Origin of the sequence: Streptomyces sp. NPDC090032 (assembly GCF_044748025.1) — a bacterium.
Classification (GTDB): domain Bacteria; phylum Actinomycetota; class Actinomycetes; order Streptomycetales; family Streptomycetaceae; genus Streptomyces.
In genome coordinates this window covers 480792-504511 of record NZ_JBIVFF010000005.1, presented here as the reverse complement: position 1 = coordinate 504511, position 23720 = coordinate 480792, and the positions used below count along the sequence as shown (strand labels likewise).

The 23720-nt window shown below is 71.8% G+C and carries 16 protein-coding genes and 2 tRNA genes; 6 read left to right on the top strand and 12 right to left on the bottom strand.

Annotation, left to right across the window (positions count from 1 at the left end):
• Nucleotides 1-9: 9 nt before the first annotated feature.
• The 3 genes from ACIPWY_RS15005 to ACIPWY_RS14995 all read left to right on the top strand — a co-directional run bounded on the left by ACIPWY_RS15005 (nucleotide 10) and on the right by ACIPWY_RS14995 (nucleotide 4110).
• Nucleotides 10-2544, top strand: a complete 2535-nt coding sequence (locus tag ACIPWY_RS15005; protein WP_401533418.1) for an MFS transporter — start codon at nucleotides 10-12, stop codon at nucleotides 2542-2544.
• A gap of 233 nt (nucleotides 2545-2777) precedes the next feature.
• Nucleotides 2778-3596 (top strand): YceI family protein, encoded by an 819-nt coding sequence (locus ACIPWY_RS15000; protein WP_362908480.1) that lies wholly within the window; start codon nucleotides 2778-2780, stop codon nucleotides 3594-3596.
• A gap of 43 nt (nucleotides 3597-3639) precedes the next feature.
• Nucleotides 3640-4110, top strand: a complete 471-nt coding sequence (locus ACIPWY_RS14995) for a PPOX class F420-dependent oxidoreductase (protein WP_362908481.1) — start codon at nucleotides 3640-3642, stop codon at nucleotides 4108-4110.
• A 176-nt stretch (nucleotides 4111-4286) separates the two neighbouring features.
• Here the strand turns inward: ACIPWY_RS14995 and ACIPWY_RS14990 are convergent, their stop codons facing one another.
• Together ACIPWY_RS14990 and ACIPWY_RS14985 are read right to left on the bottom strand one after the other, a co-directional pair.
• Nucleotides 4287-5072 (bottom strand): TetR/AcrR family transcriptional regulator, encoded by a 786-nt coding sequence (locus ACIPWY_RS14990; RefSeq protein ID WP_362908482.1) that lies wholly within the window; start codon nucleotides 5070-5072, stop codon nucleotides 4287-4289.
• An 87-nt stretch (nucleotides 5073-5159) separates the two neighbouring features.
• Nucleotides 5160-6668, bottom strand: coding sequence for an MFS transporter (locus tag ACIPWY_RS14985; RefSeq protein WP_362908483.1), 1509 nt, complete (start codon nucleotides 6666-6668; stop codon nucleotides 5160-5162).
• 138 nt (nucleotides 6669-6806) lie between these two features.
• Here ACIPWY_RS14985 and ACIPWY_RS14980 point away from each other — a divergent pair, with 138 nt between their 5' ends.
• Nucleotides 6807-7667, top strand: a complete 861-nt coding sequence (locus tag ACIPWY_RS14980) for an endonuclease/exonuclease/phosphatase family protein (protein ID WP_401533414.1) — start codon at nucleotides 6807-6809, stop codon at nucleotides 7665-7667.
• Between the two features lie 8 nt (nucleotides 7668-7675).
• Here ACIPWY_RS14980 and ACIPWY_RS14975 read toward each other — a convergent pair whose 3' ends face one another.
• The 10 genes from ACIPWY_RS14975 to ACIPWY_RS14930 all read right to left on the bottom strand — a co-directional run bounded on the left by ACIPWY_RS14975 (nucleotide 7676) and on the right by ACIPWY_RS14930 (nucleotide 18260).
• Entirely contained in the window at nucleotides 7676-9892 is a 2217-nt protein-coding gene (locus ACIPWY_RS14975) for an ArnT family glycosyltransferase (protein WP_393699173.1), read from the bottom strand.
• Nucleotides 9889-11226, bottom strand: a complete 1338-nt coding sequence (locus ACIPWY_RS14970) for a glycosyltransferase (RefSeq protein ID WP_393699175.1) — start codon at nucleotides 11224-11226, stop codon at nucleotides 9889-9891. Before ACIPWY_RS14970 ends, ACIPWY_RS14975 begins: the two co-directional genes overlap by 4 nt.
• 26 nt (nucleotides 11227-11252) lie before the next feature.
• The gene (locus ACIPWY_RS14965) at nucleotides 11253-12734 is read right to left on the bottom strand and encodes an ATP-binding protein (protein WP_362908487.1); all 1482 of its coding nucleotides are present in this window, start codon (nucleotides 12732-12734) and stop codon (nucleotides 11253-11255) included.
• Complete coding sequence (locus tag ACIPWY_RS14960) at nucleotides 12731-13480, bottom strand: response regulator transcription factor (RefSeq protein ID WP_362908488.1); 750 nt, start codon at nucleotides 13478-13480, stop codon at nucleotides 12731-12733. The genes ACIPWY_RS14965 and ACIPWY_RS14960 overlap by 4 nt, the downstream gene beginning before the upstream one ends.
• Nucleotides 13481-13613: 133 nt before the next feature.
• On the bottom strand, nucleotides 13614-14552 hold the full coding sequence (locus ACIPWY_RS14955; protein ID WP_393699179.1) for an amidohydrolase family protein: 939 nt from the start codon (nucleotides 14550-14552) through the stop codon (nucleotides 13614-13616).
• Entirely contained in the window at nucleotides 14536-14928 is a 393-nt protein-coding gene (locus ACIPWY_RS14950) for an antibiotic biosynthesis monooxygenase (RefSeq protein ID WP_362908489.1), read from the bottom strand. Before ACIPWY_RS14950 ends, ACIPWY_RS14955 begins: the two co-directional genes overlap by 17 nt.
• 164 nt (nucleotides 14929-15092) lie before the next feature.
• Nucleotides 15093-16115, bottom strand: coding sequence for a DUF2797 domain-containing protein (locus tag ACIPWY_RS14945; protein WP_401533410.1), 1023 nt, complete (start codon nucleotides 16113-16115; stop codon nucleotides 15093-15095).
• Nucleotides 16116-16276: 161 nt separating this feature from the next.
• Entirely contained in the window at nucleotides 16277-17524 is a 1248-nt protein-coding gene (locus ACIPWY_RS14940; RefSeq protein ID WP_401533408.1) for a calcium-binding protein, read from the bottom strand.
• 386 nt (nucleotides 17525-17910) lie between these two features.
• Nucleotides 17911-17983: transfer RNA gene (locus tag ACIPWY_RS14935), tRNA-Arg, on the bottom strand.
• Nucleotides 17984-18169: 186 nt separating this feature from the next.
• Nucleotides 18170-18260, bottom strand: a tRNA-Ser gene (locus ACIPWY_RS14930).
• Between the two features lie 239 nt (nucleotides 18261-18499).
• Between ACIPWY_RS14930 and ACIPWY_RS14925 the strand changes: the two genes are divergently transcribed.
• Nucleotides 18500-18946 (top strand): SSI family serine proteinase inhibitor, encoded by a 447-nt coding sequence (locus ACIPWY_RS14925; RefSeq protein ID WP_393699752.1) that lies wholly within the window; start codon nucleotides 18500-18502, stop codon nucleotides 18944-18946.
• A 288-nt stretch (nucleotides 18947-19234) separates the two neighbouring features.
• The gene (locus ACIPWY_RS14920) at nucleotides 19235-23623 is read left to right on the top strand and encodes a PAS domain-containing protein (RefSeq protein WP_393699185.1); all 4389 of its coding nucleotides are present in this window, start codon (nucleotides 19235-19237) and stop codon (nucleotides 23621-23623) included.
• Nucleotides 23624-23720 lie beyond the last annotated feature (97 nt).

Sequence of the window (23720 nt, the reverse complement as noted above, 5' to 3'; positions counted from 1 at the left end):
AGGAACCCCATGGCAACAACCACACCGGCAGGTGTGCGGGGCAGCCACGCCAAGCATGGAGGCTCAGCCCCCGGCAGCGGCACTCCGATGACACACCGGCAGATCATGGAGGCGTTGTCCGGGCTGCTGCTCGGCATGTTCGTCGCGATCCTGTCGTCGACGATCGTCACCAACGCCCTTCCCGAGATCGTCGGCGACCTTGGCGGCGGCCAGTCCGCCTACACCTGGGTCGTCACCGCCTCGCTGCTCGCGATGACCGCGACGACGCCCCTGTGGGGCAAGCTCGCCGACATCTTCAGCAAGAAGGCGCTCGTCCAGATAGCCCTGATCATCTACGTGGGCGGCTCGGTCGTGGCCGGGCTCTCGCAGAGCCCCAGCATGCTGATCGCCTGCCGCGTGGTGCAGGGCATCGGCGTCGGTGGTCTGTCCGCCCTCGCGCAGATCGTGATGGCCGCGATGATCTCCCCGCGTGAGCGGGGCCGTTACTCCGGCTACCTCGGTGCGACCTTCGCCGTCGCCACCGTCGGCGGCCCGCTGCTCGGCGGTGTCATCACGGACACCTCGTGGCTCGGCTGGCGCTGGTGCTTCTACGTCGGTGTGCCGTTCGCGATCATCGCGCTCATCGTCCTGCAGAAGACGCTGAAGCTCCCCGTGGTCAAGCGGGACAACGTGAAGGTCGACTGGGCCGGTGCCTTCTTCATCACCGCCGCGGTCTGCACCCTGCTCCTGTGGGTCACCTTCGCCGACGACAAGTACGACTGGCTCTCCTGGCAGACCGGCGCGATGGTGGGCGGCGCCGTCGTCCTCGCGCTGATCTTCATCTTCGTGGAGACCAAGGCCGCCGAGCCGATCATCCCGCTGCGGCTCTTCCGCAACCGCACCATCACGCTCGCCTCGATCGCCTCGCTCTTCGTGGGTGTCGCGATGTTCACGGGCACCGTGTTCTTCTCGCAGTACTTCCAGCTGGCGCGCGGCAAGTCGCCGACGATGTCCGGCGTCATGACGATCCCCATGATCGGCGGCCTGTTCATCTCGTCGACCGTCGCGGGCCAGATCATCACCAAGACCGGCAAGTGGAAGGCGTGGCTGGTCTCCGGCGGCGTGCTCATCACTGCGGGTCTCGGCCTGCTCGGCACGATCCGCTACGACACCGCCTACTGGCACGTCGCGATCTACATGGCCCTCATGGGTCTCGGCATCGGCATGATGATGCAGAACCTCGTGCTCTGCACCCAGAACCAGGTCGCCCCGCAGGACATCGGTTCGGCCAGCTCCACGGTCACCTTCTTCCGCTCCCTCGGTGGTGCGATGGGTGTCTCGGCCCTCGGTTCGATCATGGCCACGCGCATCACGCACTACGTCAAGGACGGCCTCGCCGACCTCGGCCCCAAGGGCGCTGCCCTCGGCCACGGCGGCACCGGCGGCGGCGCCATCCCGGACCTGGACAAGCTCCCCGCGCCACTGCGCACGATCATGGAGAGCTCGTACGGGCACGGCATCGCGGACGTGTTCCTGATCGCCGCTCCGATCGCGCTGCTCGCGCTCATCGCCACGCTGTTCATCAAGGAGATTCCGCTGCGTACGACGAACTCCCAGGCTGCTCCGGCCGCCGAGGCCGAGGCGCCCGCCGCCGCGGTCGCGGAGGCCGGCGCCCCCGAGGCCCAGGAGCTGGTTCCGGCCATGGCGGCCGCGGTCTCCGAGCCCTCTTCGGACGGCGCGACCCAGCGTCTCCAGGCGGTCGCCACGACGGCGGGCAGTGTCCCGGCGACGGCGTCCACCGGTGGCGGCACCCCGGTCCGCGGCTTCGTCCGCGGCTCCGAGAGCGCCCCGGTCCCGCGGGCCGCGGTCACGCTGATCTCGCTCGGCGGACGTCAGCTGGGCCGCGCGGTCTCCCAGGGTGACGGCGCCTACGGCCTCGACGCCCCCGGCGCGGGTTCGTACGTCCTGATCGCCTCGGCCGACGGCTACCAGCCGCAGGCCTCCACGGTCGTCGTCGGTGAGGAGCCGGTCGCGTACGACATCCTGCTCAGCGGCACCAGCGGCCTGAGCGGTGTCGTGAAGGCCGTGGACAGCAAGCTGCCGGTCCCCGGCGCCATGGTCATCGTGACCGACGTCCGCGGTGACGTCCTCGCCACCGGACTCTCCGGTGAGCAGGGCGAGTTCACCTTCGCCGAGCTGGTCCCGGGCGCCGTGACCGTGGCGGTCACCGCGGCGGGCCACCGCCCGCTCGCGCTGCCCGTCGAGGTCGGCGGCACCGGGGTCACCCGGGTCGAGATCGAGCTGCACTCCGGAGCGCAGGTCGCCGGCGTGATCCGGGCCGCGGGCGGTCCGCTGAACGACGCGCGGGTCACGCTCGTCGACGCGGCGGGCAACGTGGTCGCCACGGCGACGACCGGTCACGACGGCGCGTACGCCTTCACCGACCTGGACAGCGGCGAGTACACGGTCATCGCGACCGGCTACCCGCCGGTGGCCACCGGCCTGACGGTCAACGGCGGCGGTGCCGAGGGCCACGACATCGAGCTCGCCCACCCCGGCGAGTGACGACCCCGGGCGGGGGCGCGCTTCGAGCGGAGAAGCGCCCCCGCCCGGTAGTGGGAAAAGGACCCCGGAACCGGTGGCGGCACTACGGCAGGGGACGGCCGGCCGCCACCGGACCGGGGTCCGGTCCGTTTACGGACCATCGACCAAGGGGCCTCGGCCATCGATCGAGGACCCCAGCGGCGGGCGAACACGCCCGCGAGAGCGGCGCCGGTTTTCCGGCGCAAGGGAGAAGCATGGGACTGAGCGCGCGGATCCGTACCAGGGACGGATGGGCTCTGCCGCACGCCGTCGTGACGGTGACCGACATGACGGGTGCGCAGGTGCTGCGGGCCGAGGCCGACGACGAGGGGGCCGTGCACGACGCGGTGACCCTGACCCCGGGCCCGTACGTGGTGATCGTGACGGCGGTCGGTTACGCGCCGACGGCGTCCACCGCGATGGTGACGGCGAGCGGCCGTGCCGACGTCGGCACGGTGGTCCTCGCCCGGCAGGGCGGCGCCGAACTGCCGCCGCCCGGACCGTGGACGATCGACCCGGCGCACTCCTCGGTGGGCGCGGTCGCGCAGCACCTCGGCATTTCGAGCGTGCACGGCCGGTTCACGGAGTTCGGCGGCCGGATCGACATCGCCCAGGACGTGGAGAAGTCGCGGGTGGAGGCGGTCATCAAGGCATCCTCCATCGACACGGGCAACGGCATGCGGGACGGGCATCTGAAGTCGCCCGACTTCCTGGACGTCGAGACGTTCCCGGAGATCACGTTCCGCTCGACCGGCCTGGAGCCGGCCGGGTCCGACCGCTGGACGGTGCACGGCGAGCTGACGCTGCACGGTGTCGTACGGCCGGTGGACCTGGACCTCAGCTACCTCGGCACGGGCGCGGACCCGTGGGGCGGCACGCGGGCGGCGTTCCGGGCGACGACCGATCTGAAGCGCGAGGACTTCGCGATGAACTACAACCAGGTCGTCCAGGCGGGCATCTCCGCGATCGGCACGACGCTGAAGGTGGAGCTGGACATCCAGGCCGTGCAGGGCGACGCGCTGCCGCAAGCCTGAGGGAGCGGGGTTCGAGCACGGTTCACGTCGTAGGGTGCTGGACATGGCACCCAGCATCGCGACCAACACCCGTGTCTCCCTGGACGAGTTGCTCGACTTCGTCCGCCCGCGCCACCGCGCGCTCCTGCTGACCGCCCGCGCCGACGGAACCCCGCAGGCATCCCCCCTGACCTGCGGGGTCGACGACTCCGGGCGGATCGTCGTCTCCACCTATCCCGAACGCGCCAAGACCCGTAACGCCAAGCGGAATCCGCGGGTGAGCGTGGTCGTCCTGAGCGACGACTGGAACGACCCGTGGGTGCAGATCGACGGCACCGCGGAGGTCATCGACTCACCCGATTCGGTCGAACCGCTGGTCGAGTACTTCCGCAACATCTCGGGCGAGCACCCGGACTGGGACGAGTATCGCGCGGCGATGGTCAAGCAGGGCAAGTCCGTCATCCGAATCACCCCGGAACGATGGGGGCCCGTGGCGACCGGCGGGTTCCCGGCGCGTCTCGCCCCGAGCGAGTAAAGGCCGACGGCCGGAGTCCGACGCAGCGCCCCGAAGCCTGCGAAGCAACGCGAGGGACGCAAAAAAAGAGGCCCGCGCCGCGATGCTCAAGCAGGGCAAGTCCGTCATCCGGATCACGCCGGAGCGATGGGGACCCGTGGCGACCGGCGGGTTCCCGGCGCGTCTCGCGTGAAGGTCTAGCCGGAGGCGTTCCGCTGGGCCGCGACCATCGTCTCGATGCCTGCCACCAGCAGGTCGAGCGCGACCTGGAAGTCGGCCTCGCGGATCTCCTCGACCTTGTGCCCTTCGGTGCCCGCCATCAGCGCCCGCGCGTTCTCGTAGTCGTCGGCCATCTCCGGGGCCAGTTCGCCGAAGGCGCCCATCGCGTGGTGGTAGTACTCGTCCTGGGTCATCCCGGCGTCCGCGCAGCGCTGCACGAAGTGGCCCTCGATGGTCCCGTACCCGTAGACGAACTGGAAGACGGCCGCGATCGCGCCCCGCTGGCCCGGCAGGGTGAGGCCGGTGTCCTCGATGATGCGCTGCACCTGGCGCGAGAACGCCAGCGAATGCGGGCCGATGTTGAGGAAGTGGCCCGTGAGCGGGGAGGTCCAGGGGTGGCGCACCAGGCTCGCGCGGTAGACCCCGGCGAGCTGCCTCAGCGGGGTGCGCCAGTCGCCGTCCGGCGTGGCGGGCTCGGGCAGTTCGATCTCGCCGAAGACGTGGTCGAGGGCCAGCTCCAGCAGGTCGTCCTTGGTGTCGACGTACCAGTAGACGGACATCGCGGTCACGCCTAGCTCGGCCGCGAGGCGCCGCATCGAGAACTTGGCGAGGCCCTCCGCGTCGAGGAGTTTCACGGTGGCCTCGGTGATCCGCTCCCGGTCGAGCGTGCTGGGCGCCTCGCTCCTGCGGGTACGCGGCGTCTTGCCCTCCAACCAGACGCTCGTCCGCGCCGGACGCTCCGCGCGGTCGGCTGCCTTCGCCATGGCGCACCTTCCCAAAGTCCTCGTACCGGTCCGGTTGTGGCAGCGGACCGGAGTGGCCGGGTCCGCCACCACCGATGCTAAGTGCAGCTACGCAACGGCCTTCACCGCTGAGCCTGCCCGCTCCGCCCGCCTGAGCAACGCCGCGGCCAGGACGCCACCCAGGAGCACGGCGACCGCGCCGACGAGCTGGCTGGTCTCCAGTCCCGCGGAGAACGCGTCGGCGATCCGCTCCCGCTCCGCCCCCGACTTCGCCGCGGCGAGCGCCGCCGGGAGCGAGGCCGCGGAGACGGATACGAGCGCGGCGAACCGGGAGTTCAGCACGGCGCCGAGGACGGCCACCCCGAGACCGTTGCCGAACTCGGCGAGCGTGCCGTTGACTCCGGCGCCGACGCCCGCCTTCTCCGGCGGGATCGCGCTCATGATGGCGTTCGCCATGGCGGGCATGGCGACGGAGATGCCCGCGCCCATCACGACGAGGCCGAGCAGCATGCCCCCGTACGAGTCCCCGCCGAGCAGGGCGATCGCGGCGAGACCGGCCGCGAGGCAGGACATGCCGGTGGCGATGGTCGCGGGGGTGCCGAGCTTCGGCAGGATGCGCGCACCGACGCCGGTGAGGTTGAGGACGACGACCGTCAGGGCCATCGGCGCCGTGCGCAGACCGGCCTCCAGCGCCCCGTAACCGAGCACGAACTGGAGGTGCTGGGTGAGCAGGAAGAGCGAGCCGCCCATGCCGAAGGCGACCAGGATCGCGCCGGCGACGGCCCCGGTGAACTGCTGGTTGCGGAAGAAGTGCATGTCCAGCATCGGGTACGGGATGCGCAGCTCCCACACCACGAACGCGGCCAGGACCACGAGGCCGACCAGCGCGGAGAAGCCGACCAGCGCGGACGTCCAGCCGTGCTGCGGGCCCGAGATGATCGCGTAGACCACGCCCGTCATACCGACCGTGGACAGGAGCGCGCCGACGAGGTCGGGGCGGTCGCCGAGCCTGTTCTTGGACTCGGGGACGAGCGCGACGACCGCGATCAGGCCGATCACCGCGACCGGGATGTTGATCAGGAAGATCGCGCCCCACCAGAAGTGGTCGAGCATGACGCCGCCGATGAGCGGCCCCGCGGCGAAGCCGAGGGAGTTCACGGTGGCCCACAGGCCGATCGCCCTGACCCGCTCCTTGTCGTCGAAGATCTGCACGACGACGGCGAGCGTGGTGGTCATCAGGAGCGCGCCGCCGATGCCCATGCCGGCCCGCGCGGCGATCAACTGCCCGGTGGACTGGGCGAGTCCGGCCACCAGCGATCCGGCGCCGAACAGGACGAGCCCGGCCGCGAGCATCTTCTTGCGCCCGTAGCGGTCGGCGGAGCTGCCCGCGGTGAGCAGGAGACCCGACTGGACCAGCGAGTACGCGTTGATCATCCACTGGATGTCGGAGGTCGAGGCGTCCAGTTCCCGGGTGAGGGAGGGGATCGCCACGTTCAGGACGGTGTTGTCGAGCAGCACGGTGAGCTGGGCGAGGCAGATGACGCCGAGGATCAGCCAGCGATGGGGGTGGCCGCCGCCGGTGGCGGCCGTTGAGTTCTCGGCGGTCGTCGCCGTCATGTTCGGATTCCCCTATACGGTGTATGTCGAGTGACGTCGTACACCGTATAGCCGTCCCCGCGCAGCGGCCAAGTCACTTTTCGGCGCCGGACACCCGCTAGCGTTCTCCCGCCTGAAACCTGATGAGTGAGGGGTCGGATGTCCAAGCACCGCCGCACACCGCACGTTCTGCTCGCCGCCGGACTGCTGGGGGGACTCGCCGCCGCGCCGCCCGCGCAGGCCGCCGGGGGACCGCCCCCGGTCCCGCTGCGCATCGCCACGTACAACATCCACGCCGGTTCCGGCATGGACAACGTCTTCGATCTCGACCGGCAGGAGGAGGCGCTGCGCGCCCTGCACGCCGATGTGATCGGCCTCCAGGAGGTCGACGTCCACTGGGACGCGCGCAGCGAAGGGCGGGATCTGGCCGAGGAGTTGGCGAGCCGGCTCGGCATGCACGTGTCGTTCGCGCCGATCTACAGCCTCGACCCGGTCGAAGCGGGTGGGCCGCGCCGTGAGTACGGGGTCGCGATCCTGTCCCGCTATCCGGTCCGGGGCGCCGGCAACCACGAGATCACCCGCCTGTCGACGCAGGACCCGAACCCCGTGCCGGCGCCCGCCCCCGGCTTCGGGGAGGTCGAGCTGAAGGTGCACGGGGTGCCGGTCCAGGTGTTCGTGACGCACCTCGACTACCGGCCCGACCCGTCGGTGCGCACCGCACAGGTCGCCGACACGCGCAGGATCATGGCCGCGGAACGTACGTCGCCCAAGGACCGCCAGATCCTGCTCGGCGACTTCAACGCGGAGCCGGACGCGCCCGAACTCGCCCCGCTGTGGAAGGAACTGACACCGGCCGACCCGGGCGCGTACACCTTCCCTGCGGCGGATCCGGTCAAGCGGATCGACTACGTCGCCGTGGGCGAGGGAGTCCGGGTACGCGACGCGGCGGTGGCCGAGACTCTCGCCTCGGACCACCGCCCGGTTGTCGCCGATCTGGCGCTGACGCGCAAGAGCCGTTAGCTCTCCGGTCAGCTCTTGGGCTTCGTCAGGTCGTAGAAGGTCGCGCTGCCCACGGTGACCTTCGTGTAGTTCTTCTCGACCCAGGACTGGATCTTGGAGGCGGAACCGCTGCCGCCGCCCATCCCGCCCATGCCGCCACCGATGAAGTAGTGGATCTTCCCGTCCTCGACGTAGCCCTTGAACTGGGCGAGCGTCGGGGACGGGTCACTGCCGTTGAAGCCGCCGATCGCCATGACGGGCTTGCCGGTGGACAGCTGGTAGCTCGCCGCGTTCTGCGAGCCGATGGCCGCGGCGGCCCAGGTGTAGTCGTCCGCGTTCTTCTCGACGAGGGCCTTGGCCTTGGCGCTGACCTGGGCGCCGTCGAGGAGACCGCCCATGCCGCCGCCACCCATGCCGCCGCGCTCGCCCATGCGGGCGCCGCCGGGGAGGGTGCCGGTGCCGGTTCCCTGCTGCTTGCCGTTTCCGGTGCCCTGGCCCTGGCCCTGACCGGGCATGCCGCCTGCCGGGGGCTGGCCCATGCCGCCACCCTGCTGGCCCTGACCGGCCTGACCGGCCTGACCGTTCTGCTGCCCCTGACCGTTCTGCTGCCCCTGGCCGGGCGGCTGCATCCCGCCGCCGGGCATGCCGCCGCCGTCACCGCCACCTGGGCCGCCGCCCCGGCCGCCCATCACGCTCGCCCCTGCAGGACCGGCCGTCACGATCGACCCACTGTGCCCGGTGTCGAGCGTGCTGATGGTGTACGCCGTCGGCCCGGCCAGCGCCGTCACGAGGCCCAACCCGGCTGCGCCGAGCGCCAGTTGACGGTTCAGCCGGCCCGCGACGGCGATGCCCAGACCCGCCGCGACGCCGCCGACGAGAATCACCCAGCGCAGCCACGGCACATAGTCGGGCGTCCGGTTCAGCAGGACGTACGACCACACGGCCGTCACCGCCACCGTGCCGCCGAGCGCGGCGGACGCCGTGAACCTGGCCCGCTCCTCCCACAGCACGCTCGCGCCCATGCCGACGAGCGCGGCCGCGTAGGGGGCGAGGGCCACCGTGTAGTACTGGTGGAAGATCCCGGCCATGAAGCTGAAGACGGCCATGGTCATCACCAGCGAGCCGCCCCACGCGAGGAACGCGGCGCGGGCCGTGTCGGTCCGCCGCGCCTTCCACGTGACGACGACCCCGGCGACGAGCAGCAGCAGCGCGGCCGGCAGGAGCCAGGAGATCTGGCTGCCGATCTCGGCGTTGAACATCCGGTCGATGCCGGTCTCGCCCCACTGACTGCCGCCGCCACCCATGCGGCCACCGCCGCCGCCGACGCTGCCCGTCTCCTCGCCGTTGATCCGGCCGAGTCCGTTGTAGCCGAAGGTCAGTTCAAGGAACGAGTTGTTCTGGGAGCCGCCGATGTACGGGCGCGAGGACGCGGGCCACAGCTCCACGACCGCGACCCACCAGCCGCCCGCCACAACCATCGCGAGTCCGGAGAGCAGCAGCTGCCCGATCCGCTTGAGCGGCCTGCCCGGCGCGAACACCGCGTACAGGACGGCCAGCGGCGGCAGGATCAGGAAGGCCTGGAGGGTCTTCGCGAGGAACGCGAGGCCGACGGCGACGCCCGCCCACACCAGCCACTTCGTCCGGCCGTTCTCCATGCCGCGCAGCACGCAGTAGACCGTGACGGTCATCAGGAGCGCGAGCAGGGCGTCCGGATTGTTGAAGCGGAACATCAGGGCCGCGACGGGTGTGAGCGCGAACGCCGCCACCGCGAGCAGCCCGGCCGCCGCGCTGAACCGGCGCCGCACGGCCGCGTACAGGACGCCCGCCGTCGCCACACCCATCAGGACCTGCGGGACGAGGATCGCCCAGGAGCTGAGGCCGAAGATCCGCACCGAGAGCGCCATCGGCCACAGCGACGCCGGGGGCTTGTCGACGGTGATGGCGTTGGCCGAGTCGAGCGAGCCGAAGAACATCGCCTTCCAGCTCTGGCTCCCGGCCTGCACGGCCGCGGAGTAGAACGAGTTGGCGTAGCCGGAGGCGCTCAGGTTCCACAGGTAGGCGAGCGCCACGACGAGGAGCAGGCCGAGGAACGCGGGTCGCGCCCAGCGCGGGTCGTCGTCCCGGCCGCGCCAGACCCGTGCGAGCGGGGGCTGCTTGGCACGGCCGTGCCCCTGGCCCTGAACGGCCGGGGCGGCCGGGGGCGGTGGCAGCGCGGGTGCGCCGGCGGGGAGATGGGGCAGGGTCATCGTCCGGTCCTCAGTTCATGGTCGTACGTAGGTCGGGAGGCGTCCGGCGCACCGGGTACGGGCGGCGGCGCGGGGGCGGTCGGCTCGGGGAACACCCAGGCCCGGAAGAGCAGGAAACGCAGCACCGTCGCCGCGAGGTTGGCGGCGACGAGCACCGCGAGTTCCGTGGAGTGCGCCGGGTCCGCGGAGGCGGCGCCGAGAGCGGCGAGCGAGCCGCTGGTCAGGGCGAGCCCGATCGCGAACACGACGAGCCCCTGTGCCTGGTGGCGGACGGCCCGGTCGCGGCCGCGGACGCCGAAGGTGAGGCGCCGGTTGGCGGCCGTGTTGGCGACGGCCGAGACGAGGAGGGCCAGCGCGTTGGCGACCTGCGACCCCGTGAACGTACGGAATCCGGAGTAGAGCAGCAGATACACGAGGGTCGACAGGGCGCCGACGACGCAGAAGCCGACCAGCTGGCGGGCCAGTCCCCTGGGCACGCCCGGGACCTGGCGGTCGCGCGGGTCGTCGCCGAAGGGGCGGGCGAGCCGGTCCAGGGGGAGCGCGCCGACCGCGAGCGCCTTGCCGACGCGCCACACGCCCTTGAGGTCGTCGGTCGCCGTCTTCACGATGTGCACCGTCGAGTCCGGGTCGTCGACCCAGTCGACCGGCACCTCGTGGATGCGCAGCCCGGCCCGCTCGGCGAGGACGAGCATCTCGGTGTCGAAGAACCAGCCGGTGTCCTCGACGAGCGGCAGAAGGACGCGCGCCACATCGCGCCGGATCGCCTTGAAGCCGCACTGGGCGTCGGAGAAGCGGGCCTGGAGGGAGCCGCGCAGGATCAGGTTGTAGGCGCGCGAGACGAACTCGCGCTTCGGCCCGCGCACGACGCGTGAACTGCGCGCGAGACGCGAGCCGATCGCCAGGTCCGAATGGCCCGAGATCAGCGGCGCGACCAGCGGGAGCAGCGCGTTGAGGTCGGTGGACAGGTCGACGTCCATATAGGCGAGGACGGGTGCGTCGGACGCGGACCAGACGGTGCGCAGGGCGCGCCCGCGGCCCTTCTGCTCCAGGCGGGCGTGCCGTACCTCGGGGAGCGAGGCCGCCAGGGCGGCGGCGACGTCCGGGGTCGCGTCGGTGGACGCGTTGTCCGCGATCGTGATGCGGAAGCGGTAGGGGAAGGTCCCGACGAGGTGCTGGTGCAGCCGGCGCACACAGGGACCGAGGTCCCGCTCCTCGTTGTAGACCGGGATCACTACGTCCAGAACCGGTGCATCGCCCACGCCGGCCGGGAGGTGCTCCCGTGCCGGCAGCACCCCCAGGGAGGGGTCGGTGCCCGGAGAAGAGTCGGTTCGCATGACACCGACATTCGCCAACTGCCCTGTCAGGTCAGTGTGGTGAGACTGTGGACCGCCTGTGAGTGCATGACGGGTTCGGCACAGGCCGGCAGATGGACGGTGAACACGGTCCGGCCGGGCACGCTGTCGACGGTCACGGCGCCGCCGTGCGCGGCCGCTACGGCCTGCACGATGGCGAGGCCGAGACCGGTCGAGCCGTGGGCCCGCGAGCGGGAGGTGTCGCCGCGCGCGAACCGCTCGAAGACGTGCGGGAGCAGCTCGGGCGGTATGCCCGGACCGTTGTCCTGGACGTCCAGGCAGACCCACGGCCCGTGCCGGTGCACGCGCGCGGTCACGGTGGTGCCCGGCGGCGTGTGCGTACGGGCGTTGGCCAGGAGGTTCACGAGCACCTGATGGACGCGCGGCCCGTCGGCGAGCACGAGAGCCGGGTCGTCGGGCAGTTCGAGCCGCCACGCGTGGTCCTGTCCGGCCGCGCGGGCATCGCTCAGCGCGTCCACGACGAGCGGCGACAGGTCGGTCGCCTCGTACGACAGGGGGCGGCCGGAGTCGAGCCGCGCGAGCAGCAGCAGGTCCTCGACGAGGCCGGTCATGCGGTGGGCCTCGGACTCGATACGGCCCAGCGCGTGCCGGGTGTCGGGCCCGGTCTCCTCACGGCCCCTGCGGGTGAGTTCGGCGTATCCGCGGATCGAGGCGAGGGGTGTACGCAGCTCATGGCTGGCGTCCGCGACGAACTGGCGTACGCGCGTCTCGCTCTGCTGGCGCGCCTCCAGCGCTCCGTTCACATGGTCGAGCATGCGGTTGAGGGCGGCGCCGACCTGACCGACCTCCGTGCGCGGGTCGGCCTCGGTGTCGGGGACGCGTTCGTGGAGGGTCACTTCGCCGCTGTGCAGGGGGAGTTCGGAGACGCGGGTCGCGGTGGACGCGACGCGGCGCAGGGGCCGCAGGGCCACGCCGACCATGGCCGCGCCGGCGAGGGACGCGGCGACGAGACCGGCGGCGGTGACGCTGACCTCCACGACGACGAGGGTGTTGAGGGTGTCCTGCACCTCGGCCTCCGGCAGGCCGACCATGGTGTTGCCGCCCGGCTTCGAGGAGACCCGGTAGTCGCCGAGCCCCGGCACGCTGACGCTGTGCGTCCCGCCGTCCTGCGGGACGGTCTCCAGAGCGGTGATCTGCGCGCCCGTCAGCGAGACGACCGGGTTGTCCCGGTCGGCGACGCTCTGCGCGGCCTCGGTGACGCTTCCGTCGGACCGGACGAGGGCGCCGATGGTGCCCGGCCTGCTCGGGCCGCCGAGAAAGTTCAGGTTCTGCGCCTGCCGCTCCGGTCCGGGGCCGCCCGTGGACTGGACGACCGCGCCGCGCACCTGCTTGTCGAGCTGCTGGTACAGATAGGTGTGCAGCGCGATGGTGGTCACCGTTCCGATGACCGCGCACACCAGGGCGATCAGCGCGACAGCCGTGATGACGAGCCGCTTGCGCAGGCTGCGCGGCTGCCGCCGCCCTCTCATGACGCGACGGGAACGGCGGGCTTGATGAGATATCCGGCGCCGCGCCGCGTGTGGATCATCGGCTCGCGCCCGGCGTCGATCTTCCGCCGCAGGTACGAGATGTACAGCTCCACGACGTTGGCCTGGCCGCCGAAGTCGTAGCTCCAGACCCGGTCCAGTATCTGCGCCTTGCTCAGTACCCGGCGCGGATTGCGCATCAGGTAGCGAAGCAGCTCGAACTCGGTGGCCGTCAGATGGATGCCGTCCCCGCCGCGGGACACCTCGTGGCTGTCCTCGTCGAGCGTCAGGTCACCCACGATGAGCACGGACTCGCTGCGCCGGTCGGCGGCGCCCGAGCGGCGGATGAGGCCGCGCAGCCGGGCGACGACCTCCTCCAGGCTGAACGGCTTGGTCACATAGTCGTCGCCGCCGGCCGTGAGCCCGGCGATCCGGTCCTCGACGGCGTCCTTCGCGGTCAGGAACAGCACCGGCACGTCCTGGTGCTCGCGCCGCAGCCGGCCGAGCACGGACAGACCGTCCATGTCGGGCAGCATCATGTCGAGCACGATGGCGTCGGGCCGGAACTCGCGCGCGGTCTGTACCGCGCCCATCCCGTCCCCGGCGCTGCGGATCTGCCAGCCCTCGTAACGCAGGGCCATGGAGAGCAGCTCGGTGATCGACTGTTCGTCGTCCACGACGAGGACCCGGACGGGGCTCCCGTCCGGCCTCAGCAGTTCGGTACGCCCCTGGGGCGAGGTCGTGGTCATGCTCCACACCCTGCGCGCCCGCTCTGAGAACCGGCTTTCCGCAACCTGTGAATTCCCTGAGAAACGCACAGGGGGTTCTCAGGGAGCCCCTGACGCACGAGCGACTCGGGCCGCTCGGTGAAGCCTGACGCACTCAGTCAAGGCCGAACAGCCGTGCCCCGTTCCCGTGGCACACGGCCCGCAGCCACTCCTCCCCGAGACCGAGCCGCTCCAGTGCTTCCAGCTGGTGGATGTAGGGGTACGGGATGTTGGGGAAGTCGGTGCCGAGCAGGATCCGGTCCCCGAGATCGGCGAGCCTGGCCAGCTCACCGCGCGGGAACGCGGCAAAGCGCTCACTGAAATCGGTGAACGCCATCGTCGTGTCGAGGCGCACCTGCCCGTACCGCTCGGCCAGGTCGAGGAAGTCCGTGTACTCGGGCATCCCCATGTGGGCCACGATCACCGGCAGGCGCGGATGCCGGGCGAGCAGCCGGGCGACCGGCTCGGGCCCGGTGTGCTTGCCGGGGGCGGGCCCGGAGCCGCAGTGCATGACCACGGGGATACGGGCCTCGGCGAGCATCCCCCACACGGGGTCGAGCAGTTCGTCGTTCGGGTCGTACGCCCCGACCTGCACATGCGCCTTGAAGACGCGCGTGCCCGCTTCGACGGCCTCGCGCACATACCGGTCGACGCCCGGCTCCGGGAAGAACGTCGACGTGTGCAGACAGCCGGGGGTCCTGCGCGCGAAGTCGACGGCCCACCCGTTGAGCCACTCGGCCATGGCCGCCTTGTGCGGGTAGAGCATGGACGTGAAGGCCCGCACCCCGAACTCCCGCAGCCGCGCGAGCCGTTGCGCCTCTTCCTCCCGGTACGCGATGGGCCAGGCCATCCCGGTCAGCGGCCCCGCCGCGTCGAAGTACTCCCACACCTTCTTCAGGACCCGCTCGGGCATGAAGTGCGTATGCACGTCGACGAGCCCGTCCAGCCCGTGCCGCTCCCGGAACCGGGCAACCTGATCCGCCTCACCGACGACCGCCGTGCTGATGTCCGCGCCGTTCGCCGCCCCGCTCACCGCGTTACTCTCCGCGCTCAAATCCCTGACTCCGCTCGACCTTGGCGACATGGAGCGAGTACCTCTCGTACCACTCGGCGCGCCCGCGTCGCTGCGCCTCCCGGTGCTCCCCGTTCCCGGCCCACTTCTTGAGCCCTTCCTCGTGCCGGAAATAGGCCACGGTGATCCGCAGTCCGCCTTCCGAGGCGGCGAAATCCTCCCCCAGAAACCCCGGTATCTCCCTGACCAGCTCCGACATCCGCTCGGCGGTCGCCCCGTATCCGTTGTCCCCGGGCGTGCGCACCGAGGTGAACACGGCGGCGTAGTAAGGCGGTTCGAAGACGGGAACGGGCCTGACGGCACCGGCGACACCGGGACTGCCCTCCGGCCCGACAGGCGCTACTCCGTGATCACTCATGTCCTCACGATGCGGCCCGGCGACGGACGGTGTCCACCCCCATTGCCTACGGGAAGCGAGACTTGACCCTTCGGTCGACGAAGGCGAAGACGAAAGCTGAGACGGAGGCGGAGACGGAGACGGAGGCCGAAGCGCTGGGGAAAGAGGCGGAGGCGGCCACCCTCCTAGAACAGCCCACCTTGCAGCGCGGAAACCTCCTTCACCGGTTTCACCGGCACGGAAGACACCACGTCCGCCGCCGCCCCCTCCCCTTTCGCCAGCGCTTCGAGCTGCCACCCGCCGAGCAGCCGGGTGTCGACCACGAGCCGGCGCCCTTCCCCAAGCTCTCGGCTTCGCTCGGGCAGGGGAGACCCCATTCGCTCCACAAGATGCAGATCCGGCCCCGCGGCGGCCACCAGTGTCCCCACGACCACGCCGCCCTCGACCAGCTCGCTCACGACGACCCCCACGCCCCCGAGCCACCCACCCCCTGCCTCGCCACCGGCTCCGCCTACTCCGGCTACTCCGCCTGCTCCGCCTGCTCCACCTACTCCGCCTTCGATCCCGAAGACCTCCGCGTGATCGACCACGTCGCACGGCAGCCGCTCCAGCGACTCGGGCCACCCGACCAGCGCGACGGCCGTGGCATGCGCCGCGGCCAGCTCACCCGCCCGCTCACCGGCCGGGGGCAGCGCCGCCCGGACGGCCCGCTTCTGCGCATACGGAATCCGGTCCGGAACGCCGAGCGCGCTGCGCAGCAGCTCCTCCGCCCGCCGCGCCGCCATCAGCGGCCCGCACCCCAACCAGGTGAACGCGACGGCCCCTTGTTCGAGCAGCCGGGCGGACCCGCGCCCGACCCCGGTGATCCCCACCTTCACCATCCCGCTCCCGAACCAGGCGAGATACACGTGGTACGGCCTCGGGTCGTCCGCCATGGTGTCCGCGGCGACGGAGTGCGCACGGTCGATGCCGGCGCACTCGGCACACTGCGCGCGCGTCCCCCGCCCGGACAGCGCCGCACCCACCGGACACGGCGTACGACGCCCGCCCCGCCACACCCCGAGACATCTGCGCCCGCCCACGGCACGGAAGGCCAGCACGTCCCCGAAGGCGAGGGGGCTCTCGCGCTCCCCCTTGCCCTCCCCGTACCACCCCAGCGCGGGCCCGCCCCCGACCCGCCACCGCACCCCGGTGCACCACCACGTCATGCTCAGGACGCTACTCCGGGGCACTGACAGCGCCGGGGTCCGCGGTGTTTTCCCGCTGTTCGGGGACGCGGTCGGGGGTATCGGATACGTCCCGCTCAGACGAGGGACGGGCCGGGGCCGGTTTCTGATGTACGTCGATCAGGCCGGGGGCGTGTGCGGTGTCAGAAGCAGCCGGGTCCGGTGGAGGGGCTGAAGCAGGCGTTGGTGCCGGTGCCGCCGTCGTTGGTGTTGGTGCCGGAACCGCCGAAGAGAGCGTCGTTGCCGGGGCCGCCGAAGAGGGCGTCGTTGCCGTTGTTGCCGTTCAGGTTGTCGGCGCCGTTGCCGCCTTCGATGCGGTCGTTGCCGTCACCGCCGGACAGCACGTCGTTGCCGTCGCCGCCGCAGATGATGTCGTTGCCACCACGGCCGTCGACCACGTCGTTACCGCCGAGAGCGAAGATCACGTCATTGCCGGGAGTGCCGATCAGGACGTTGTTGCCGTTGGTACCGGTGATGGTGGCCGTGGCGTTCGCACAGGTGGGGGGCGCCGGCTCGTAGGTGATGGTCACCTGGGCCGGCCCCACGGCGGGAGCGGAGGTACCACCCGTGGGGACACGGTTCGACGCACCACCGCCGCCACCGGGGCCGAAAGCGGGAGGAAAATCAATACGGCTGCAGCCTCCGCCGCCGCCTCCGCCGAACCAGCCGCCCCCGCCTCCGCCGGCCCCGAAGTTGCCTCCGCCGTTGCCGCCCGCACCGCCGGTGCCCGGAGTGCCGGATGTACCGGCGTAGGGGCATGCGGCTCCGCCTGCTCCGCCGGCGGTCTGGGTTCCGCCGCCGCCGCCCTGGCCGCTGGCCAATCTGTCGCCGCCGGCACCCCCAGTGTTTCCGGCGTTTCCGCCGGTGGCCTCCGGGTTGAGGAGGGTGGAGAGGCCGCTTCCGCCGCCGCCTCCGCCGCCCGCGACGATGAGGCGGGGGTCGGTGCCGGGGACACCGGTCAGGACACAGCTGACGTTGGCCGAGCTGCAGGTGCGGACGTCGCTGGAACCGCCGCCGGCACCGCCCTGACTCCCCCCTCCGCCGCCGGCGCCCCCGCCCGTGCCGACGTTGACATAGAGGGTGGTGGTGCTCGGCGGCACGGTGACGTTGCCGGTGACGGTGGCGCCGCTGCCGCCAGTGCCGCCGCTGGGGCCGTTCTGGCCTGCGGCGCCGGTGGCGGTGACGGTCAGTTGGCTGACGCCGGCCGGGACGGTGAAGGGCTGGTCGGCACCGGCGTTGAAAGTGACCGTCACGGGCACCGCCGCAGCAGCGGGCGTGGCCGTGGGCACCACCAGTGCCGCCGGCAGCGCCACCGTGGCGAGCAAAACGGCAGCACGCCGCACCGGGCGCCGCCGCTCACCCGCGGCGCCGACGCCACGTCGAAGGAACATGGCATGTTGCAGGGTCGGTCTCACGATGAGGGCTCCTCGACAAAGAGCGCGGCACTCAGCACGTGCCACGCACGTCGGTTGGGGGTGCAGGCCCCACCCGGGACCGCCCGACGATCAAGCCACACGCACCCCGGGCGGCCATACAGACACACCGTCATACCGCCCGCAATCCACCGACCAGACGCTGCCCGATCCCGAACGCGATCCTGTGATCCTGTGATCCTGTGATCCTGTGATCCAGCAAGGAGAGTCGGGGCGCGTCACCCGTCTTCGGAGTCGGGGCGCGTCACCGATCTTCGGAGTCCGGCCGCACCGATGTCACAGCTGATGTCACCCGCTGACGCCAAAGGCCCCGCCGGTTCGCCCGGCGGGGCCTTTGATCTGTGTGCACTCGGCAGGATTCGAACCTGCAACCTTCTGATCCGTAGTCAGATGCTCTATCCGTTAAGCTACGAGTGCTTGTTCTGTTTTTGTCTCGGTCCCGGCCCTTTCGGCCCGTTCCCGGCGACAGGAAGAACATTACATGACTGCCGCCGTCATGTGAAATCCGTTTGCCACACCCCTTGTGAGCTGGGCAAACACCGTCTTGCGGGTCCGAAACGCCGAAGCCCCGGTCCATCAGGACCGGGGCTTCGGATCTTGGAGCGGAGGCGGAGGGATTTGAACCCTCGATGGGCTTGAAGGCCCAAACCGCATTAGCAGTGCGGCGCCATAGACCGGACTAGGCGACGCCTCCACACAACCTCCCGCGCGAGCGCGGGTGGTGCGTCCAGATGATGACACAGCATCGCGCGGTGTCACCAATCGGCCCCCACGGTACTAGGCGTCCGGGCCGGAGAGCAAAGCCCTTCTGTTCGTCCTCGTGTCCCGGCCTGCCGCAACATCGCGGGCCGCCCGGCGTTAGACGCGGTGGAGCCGCGCGGGACGGCGCGACTCCTCAGTCCTCTCTTCTCACTCATTCGTGGAGCCCTCATGTTGCTGCGCCGCATCGCCCTCACCGCCGCCTCCGCCACCGCGCTGTGCGCGGTCCCCGCCACCGCCCACGCCGACACGGGTCCGCTCGGCCTTCCCGAGCTGTTCGCCAAGCCAGCCGTCCAGGACCAGCTACGCGTCACCGTCACCGACGCGGGCGACGGCAGGGACGGGACGTACGAATTGAAGTGCGGGCCCTCGGGCGGCACCCATCCGGAACCCGCGAACGCGTGTGCGCGGCTCGACGAGCTGTCCGCGAACGGCCGCGACCCGTTCGCGCCGCGTTCGTCGGACGCCCAGTGCACGATGCAGTACGGAGGCGCCGCGACCGCCCGCATCACCGGAACGTGGCACGGCCGGCCCGTCGATGCGACGTACAAGAGGACCAACGGCTGTGAGATCTCGCGGTGGCAGGGGCTCATTCCCGTACTGCCCGCGACCGGTCGGTGAACGAGGGCGGGCCATTGTGTGGTGAATGTGCCGAGGTGTGGCGCGGCGGCCGGACACCCTGTGACCAGGCATATGCCCACGCATGCCCCGCCGTCACGCGACAGGTCGGGGCCGTGCCCCCGCGCATCTTCATTCCAAGGGCACATCTTCCGCGTGCGACCTCCCTCTCATCCGGCGCCGCGACCGCAACCTCTGCCCGTAGACTCCCTCCCGTGACATGCCGCGAGCCACGTAGGAAGATGGCTCGCGCGGTCGGCAAAGTGCGGTAATCAGGGAGGAAGCGTCGTCGTGAGCAGCAGGCCATCCCGAGGCGCTGCTCGCCTCGCAGCCATACTCGACGCGCTCCCGGACGCGCTGGTGCTGGTCAACGCCAACGGGACCGTCGTCAACGCGAACACCATCGCCCTGGAGGCCTTCGAGACCCCGGGCACCGCGCTCGTGGGGCGCGGACTGCTCGATCTGCTGCCCGAGTTCGACTCGCGGCTCATCCCCGGCTCGATGCGCAGGCCCGACACCACGGACGAGCGCGGGCGCACCAAGCCGACCCGGATGATGGCCCGCCGCACCGACGGCAGCGAGTTCCCCGTCGAGGTCACCAGCGCCAATCTCGCCGACGGCCGCGACGCCGTCGACGGCTACGGCAACAGCTCGTACGGGTCCTACGGCGGCGCCGCCGAACTGCTGATGCTCGTCGTGCGCGACCTGTCGGGGACCGTCGACACCGAGGCCGAACTCGCGCGTTCGCAGCGCCAGACCGAGATGATCCTGCGCGCCGCCGCTGAGGGCGTCGTCGGCACCGACACCGACGGCCGGATCGTGCTCGTCAACCCGGCCGCCGCGCAGATCCTCGGATTCCGCGCCAGCGATCTGGGCGGGCAGGAGCTGCACCCCCTCGTCCTGCACTCGCGCGCCGACGGCGAGCCGTTCCCGTACGAGGAGTCCCCGCTCGCCGACACCCTGCGCTCCGGGCGGAAGCACCGGGTGCGCGGGCAGGTCCTCTTCTCCAAGAGCGGTGCGCAGGTGCCCGTCGACATGACGACGGCGCCCGTGCGCGACGGTGACCAACTGGTCGGCGCCGTGATGACGTTCACCGACCGTCGGCCCTACGACGAGCTCGTCGCGGCGCACGCGGACGAGATCGAGCGGCGCGACAAGGAGACGGAGCGCGCCACCGCGGAGTACGCGGAGACGCTCGCGCGCGCCGTCGAGGAGCACGCGGCGCAGACCGCGCGGGCCGAAGAGGAACACGCGACCGAGCTCGCCACGATCACCGAGGAACACGCCACCGAGCTCGCCACGATCACCGAGCAGCACGCCGAGGACCTCTCCGCGGAGAAGGACCGGATCGCCGCGCTCGCCGAGCGTGAGAAGGACCGGTACGAGGCACTCGCGGCCCGGCACGAGCAGCTCCTCGCCGTCCTCGGCCAGTCGCTGCGTGGCCCTCTCGACGAACTGCGCGGCCAGCTCACCACCCTGGCCGCGGACGACGCGGGCCAGTTGTGGCCCGAGGCCAACCAGATCCTGCACCACCTCGCGGCCGGCTACACCCGCATGACCACGCTCGTCGACAACGTGCTCGGCTACCAGCTCCTCGACTCCGGCAACGCGCAGCTGACCCGTACGAAGGTGATGCTCGACGCGGTCGTCGCCGCGGGCGTCGACGGGGCGGTCGAGCTGATCGGGCCCGGGCGCGCGCAGTTCGCGGTGCACGCCCCGCCCATCGAGGCCGAGGTCGACGCGGCGCGCCTGGCCACCGCGCTGGCCCACCTCGTGGCGGACGTCGCAGGCATCGACGCCACCGGCAACGCGCGCGTGGGCGTCGTTCCCGCGAGCGGCGTCGGCGGATACGTGGACTCGACGATCGTCGTGGCCGCGGCGCTGCGCGGCGAGAGCGTCCGCATCGAGGTGCGCGGGCCCTACACGGGCGGCGACCCGGTGCACGAGCCCATCGTGCGCGGCATCGTGCGGGCGCACGGCGGTGTGCTCCAGACGCACGAGGTGCCCGGGATGAGCGGCAGCGCGTACGTGCTCGAGGTGCCGATCGGGGGCGGGGCCGGGGCGGTTCCGGTGACTGACCCGGTGGGGGCCGTCGGGGTGGCCGGTCCCGGTACAGCTGTCGAGGTCGCGTCGCAGGCCCCTCCCGCCGGTGCGGAGACGGTCGCGGGGGCCGGTGCGGGGCTGCCCGAGCAGGCGTCGGGCACGCGCGGCGGACGGCGGCGGGCCCGGCGGGCTTCGGGCGCGTCGGTGGACTCGTTCCTGGAGAGCGGTGTCGCGGGAGCGGTACCGGGTGCCGATGAGGCCGGGCAAGGTGGCGGTGGCGGTGGCTCGGAGGCTGCCGCTCCGACCGGGCGGCGCAGGCGGCGATCCGAGGAGAACGCAGCGAACGCGGCGAACGCGGCGGCGGGTACGCCCGCGATCGCTCAGGGGCAGGTGCCGGCGCAGGCCACGCAGACTCCGGCCGGCGGGACGCCTGCGGGTGACGCGGGGGCCGGGACCGGTACGGGACGTCGGCGGGGGCGGCCCAATCCGGCCGAGGTCGCCGTCCCGACGGGAGCCGGTGCTGGTTCTGGTACCGCTGCTGATGCTGGTGCTGGTCCCGGGGCCTCCGAGGGTTCCGTGGTGACCGCTGCCGAACACGCGGCCGGATCCTTTGCCCTGGGCCAGACCGTGCCGCCGCAGGGTGTGCCGGTCGGAGCGTCCTCGGGTCGGCGGGCACGGCGCAACCCGGAACAGGCCGCGCTGCCTGCCGGTGGTACGGGCGCTTCGGGTACGTCGAGCACCTCGGGTACGTCGGGGGCTTCCGATGCGGGCCAGGCCGGGCAGAACGTGCCCGCCGGTCGTCGCGCGCGCCGCGCTCTCGGCAGCTCCCCCGAGCGGGAAGCCGAACAGGGCGGCGCCGCACGCACCGTATTCGCGCTGCCGCCCGCGGAGGCCGACCGGAAGACGCCCGAGCCGGGCACCGACGCAGATACGGGTGCCGGTACCGGTGCGGGTACGAGTACGGGTGCTGATGGCGGGCGCCATGACGCCGCGCAGCATCACCCCGCCGACGACCACACTCCGCCGCAGCCCCACCCTGTCCAGACGGTTCCGGGCGCGCGCGCCGCGCTGCCGCCCGAGAACGGCGCCAGGTCCCGCGCCGCGCAGCCCCTCCCCGCAGAGGCCCCGTCGGCCGACCCCAACTCGACTCAGGGCCGTGCCATAAGCGTACGAACGCTGGGGCAAGGCGTTCCCTTCGGCCGTCAGATCGCCGAGCAGCAGCGCTCGCCGCGGCCACAGCCGCCCGCCCCCGGCACGGCCCAGCCGCTGCCGAGGCCGGCCCTCCCGAACCAGCAGGCGAGCCCGCCGCCGAATGCGCAGCCCGACGCGCAGGCGCCCGCGGCGCCGAACCGCGTGAGCCAGGCCAGCCAGGCCAACCCGGCGACGGGCAAACAGCCCGGTCCGCAGGCGAAGCAGCCGTCCGGCCCGCAGGGCGGCGCTCAGAGCGGAGCTCAAGGCGGCGCTCAGGGCGGTCCGAAGACCGGGCAGCAGCCCGTTCAGGCGGCCAGTGGCAACCCGTCGCTCCAGGTCCCGCTGCCCCCTCAGGTCCCGCAGCCCGCGGCGGCCCCTCAGGACCAGACGCAGCACACGCTCGGCGGCTCCGGTCGCCGCCGCAGGCTGTCCACCCGGCCGGACCCCGCCGGCACCCAGCCGGAGACCGCGGCCCGCCCGCACCCGCAGGCCCAGGCCCAGCCGTCGCCGGCGCAGCCGAAGGGCCAGCCGAAGGCGCCGTCCGGCCCGTCGCAGCCCGGTCAGCCGCAGTCGCTGCTGTCGTCGTCCTCGGAGGGCCGCGGACGTTCGTACGCGATCGGTGCCCCCGACCAGGACGCCGACGAGGGGCCCGAGCCGCTGGACGGGCCCGGTGGCGCCGTCGAGTTGGCGATCCGGCCCCAGCCGCAGCCGATGGACGACGAACTGCCCCCGGAGCCGCTCGACAACCCGCGGCGTCTCCTGGTCTGGCCCGCGCCCGACGCGACCACGCAGCAGGCTCTGAGCGACCGCGGCTACCGTCCGGTGACCGTGCACTCCCGCGAGGAGGTCGACGCACAGATCGCGGCCTTCCCCGCCGCGCTCTTCGTCGACCCGCTGACCGGACCGATCACGCGCACCGCGCTCCAGTCGCTGCGCCAGGCCGCCGTGGCCGCCGAGGTTCCCGTCCTGGTGACGGCCGGGCTCGGGCAGGCGACGCGTGAGGCCGCGTACGGGGCCGATCCCGCCGTCCTGCTGAAGGCCCTCGCGCCGCGGGACAGCGAGCAGCACCCGTCGCGCGTCCTGCTCATCGAGGAGCGCGAGGAGATCGCGCTCGCGCTCACCGCGACGCTGGAACGGCGCGGTATGCAGGTCGCGCGGGCGGGTTCCGACGCGGACGCGGTGACACTGGCCGCGCAGATGCGGCCGAACCTGGTGGTGATGGACCTGCTCCAGGTACGTCGCCGGCGCGCCGGGATTGTCGACTGGCTGCGCGCGAACGGGCAGTTGAACCGCACGCCTCTCGTCGTCTACACCGCCGCCGTCGAGGAGGCCGAGCTGCCGCGCCTGGCTGCGGGCGAGACCGTCCTGTTCCTGGCGGAGCGGTCGACGAGCGACGAGGTGCAGGACAGGATCGTGGACCTGCTCGCGAAGATCGGCACCAACTGAGCACCCGCGACTGACAAGTCTGCGACCTCAGGCCTGCAACAGAGACACCTACAACTGGCAAACAGGGGCGGCTCGTTCGGGCCGCCCCTGTTTCACG

Bases quoted from the DNA above. Each gene is read 5' to 3' on its own strand.
- ACIPWY_RS14975 (WP_393699173.1), bottom strand. From the start codon at position 9,892: ATGACCCTGCCCCATCTCCCCGCCGGCGCACCCGCGCTGCCACCGCCC.
- ACIPWY_RS15005 (WP_401533418.1), top strand. From the start codon at position 10: ATGGCAACAACCACACCGGCAGGTGTGCGGGGCAGCCACGCCAAGCAT.
- ACIPWY_RS14995 (WP_362908481.1), top strand. From the start codon at position 3,640: ATGGCACCCAGCATCGCGACCAACACCCGTGTCTCCCTGGACGAGTTG.
- ACIPWY_RS14940 (WP_401533408.1), bottom strand. From the start codon at position 17,524: ATGTTCCTTCGACGTGGCGTCGGCGCCGCGGGTGAGCGGCGGCGCCCG.
- ACIPWY_RS14985 (WP_362908483.1), bottom strand. From the start codon at position 6,668: ATGACGGCGACGACCGCCGAGAACTCAACGGCCGCCACCGGCGGCGGC.
- ACIPWY_RS14990 (WP_362908482.1), bottom strand. From the start codon at position 5,072: ATGGCGAAGGCAGCCGACCGCGCGGAGCGTCCGGCGCGGACGAGCGTC.
- ACIPWY_RS14965 (WP_362908487.1), bottom strand. From the start codon at position 12,734: ATGAGAGGGCGGCGGCAGCCGCGCAGCCTGCGCAAGCGGCTCGTCATC.
- ACIPWY_RS14970 (WP_393699175.1), bottom strand. From the start codon at position 11,226: ATGCGAACCGACTCTTCTCCGGGCACCGACCCCTCCCTGGGGGTGCTG.
- ACIPWY_RS15000 (WP_362908480.1), top strand. From the start codon at position 2,778: ATGGGACTGAGCGCGCGGATCCGTACCAGGGACGGATGGGCTCTGCCG.
- ACIPWY_RS14945 (WP_401533410.1), bottom strand. From the start codon at position 16,115: ATGACGTGGTGGTGCACCGGGGTGCGGTGGCGGGTCGGGGGCGGGCCC.
- ACIPWY_RS14960 (WP_362908488.1), bottom strand. From the start codon at position 13,480: ATGACCACGACCTCGCCCCAGGGGCGTACCGAACTGCTGAGGCCGGAC.
- ACIPWY_RS14950 (WP_362908489.1), bottom strand. From the start codon at position 14,928: ATGAGTGATCACGGAGTAGCGCCTGTCGGGCCGGAGGGCAGTCCCGGT.
- ACIPWY_RS14980 (WP_401533414.1), top strand. From the start codon at position 6,807: ATGTCCAAGCACCGCCGCACACCGCACGTTCTGCTCGCCGCCGGACTG.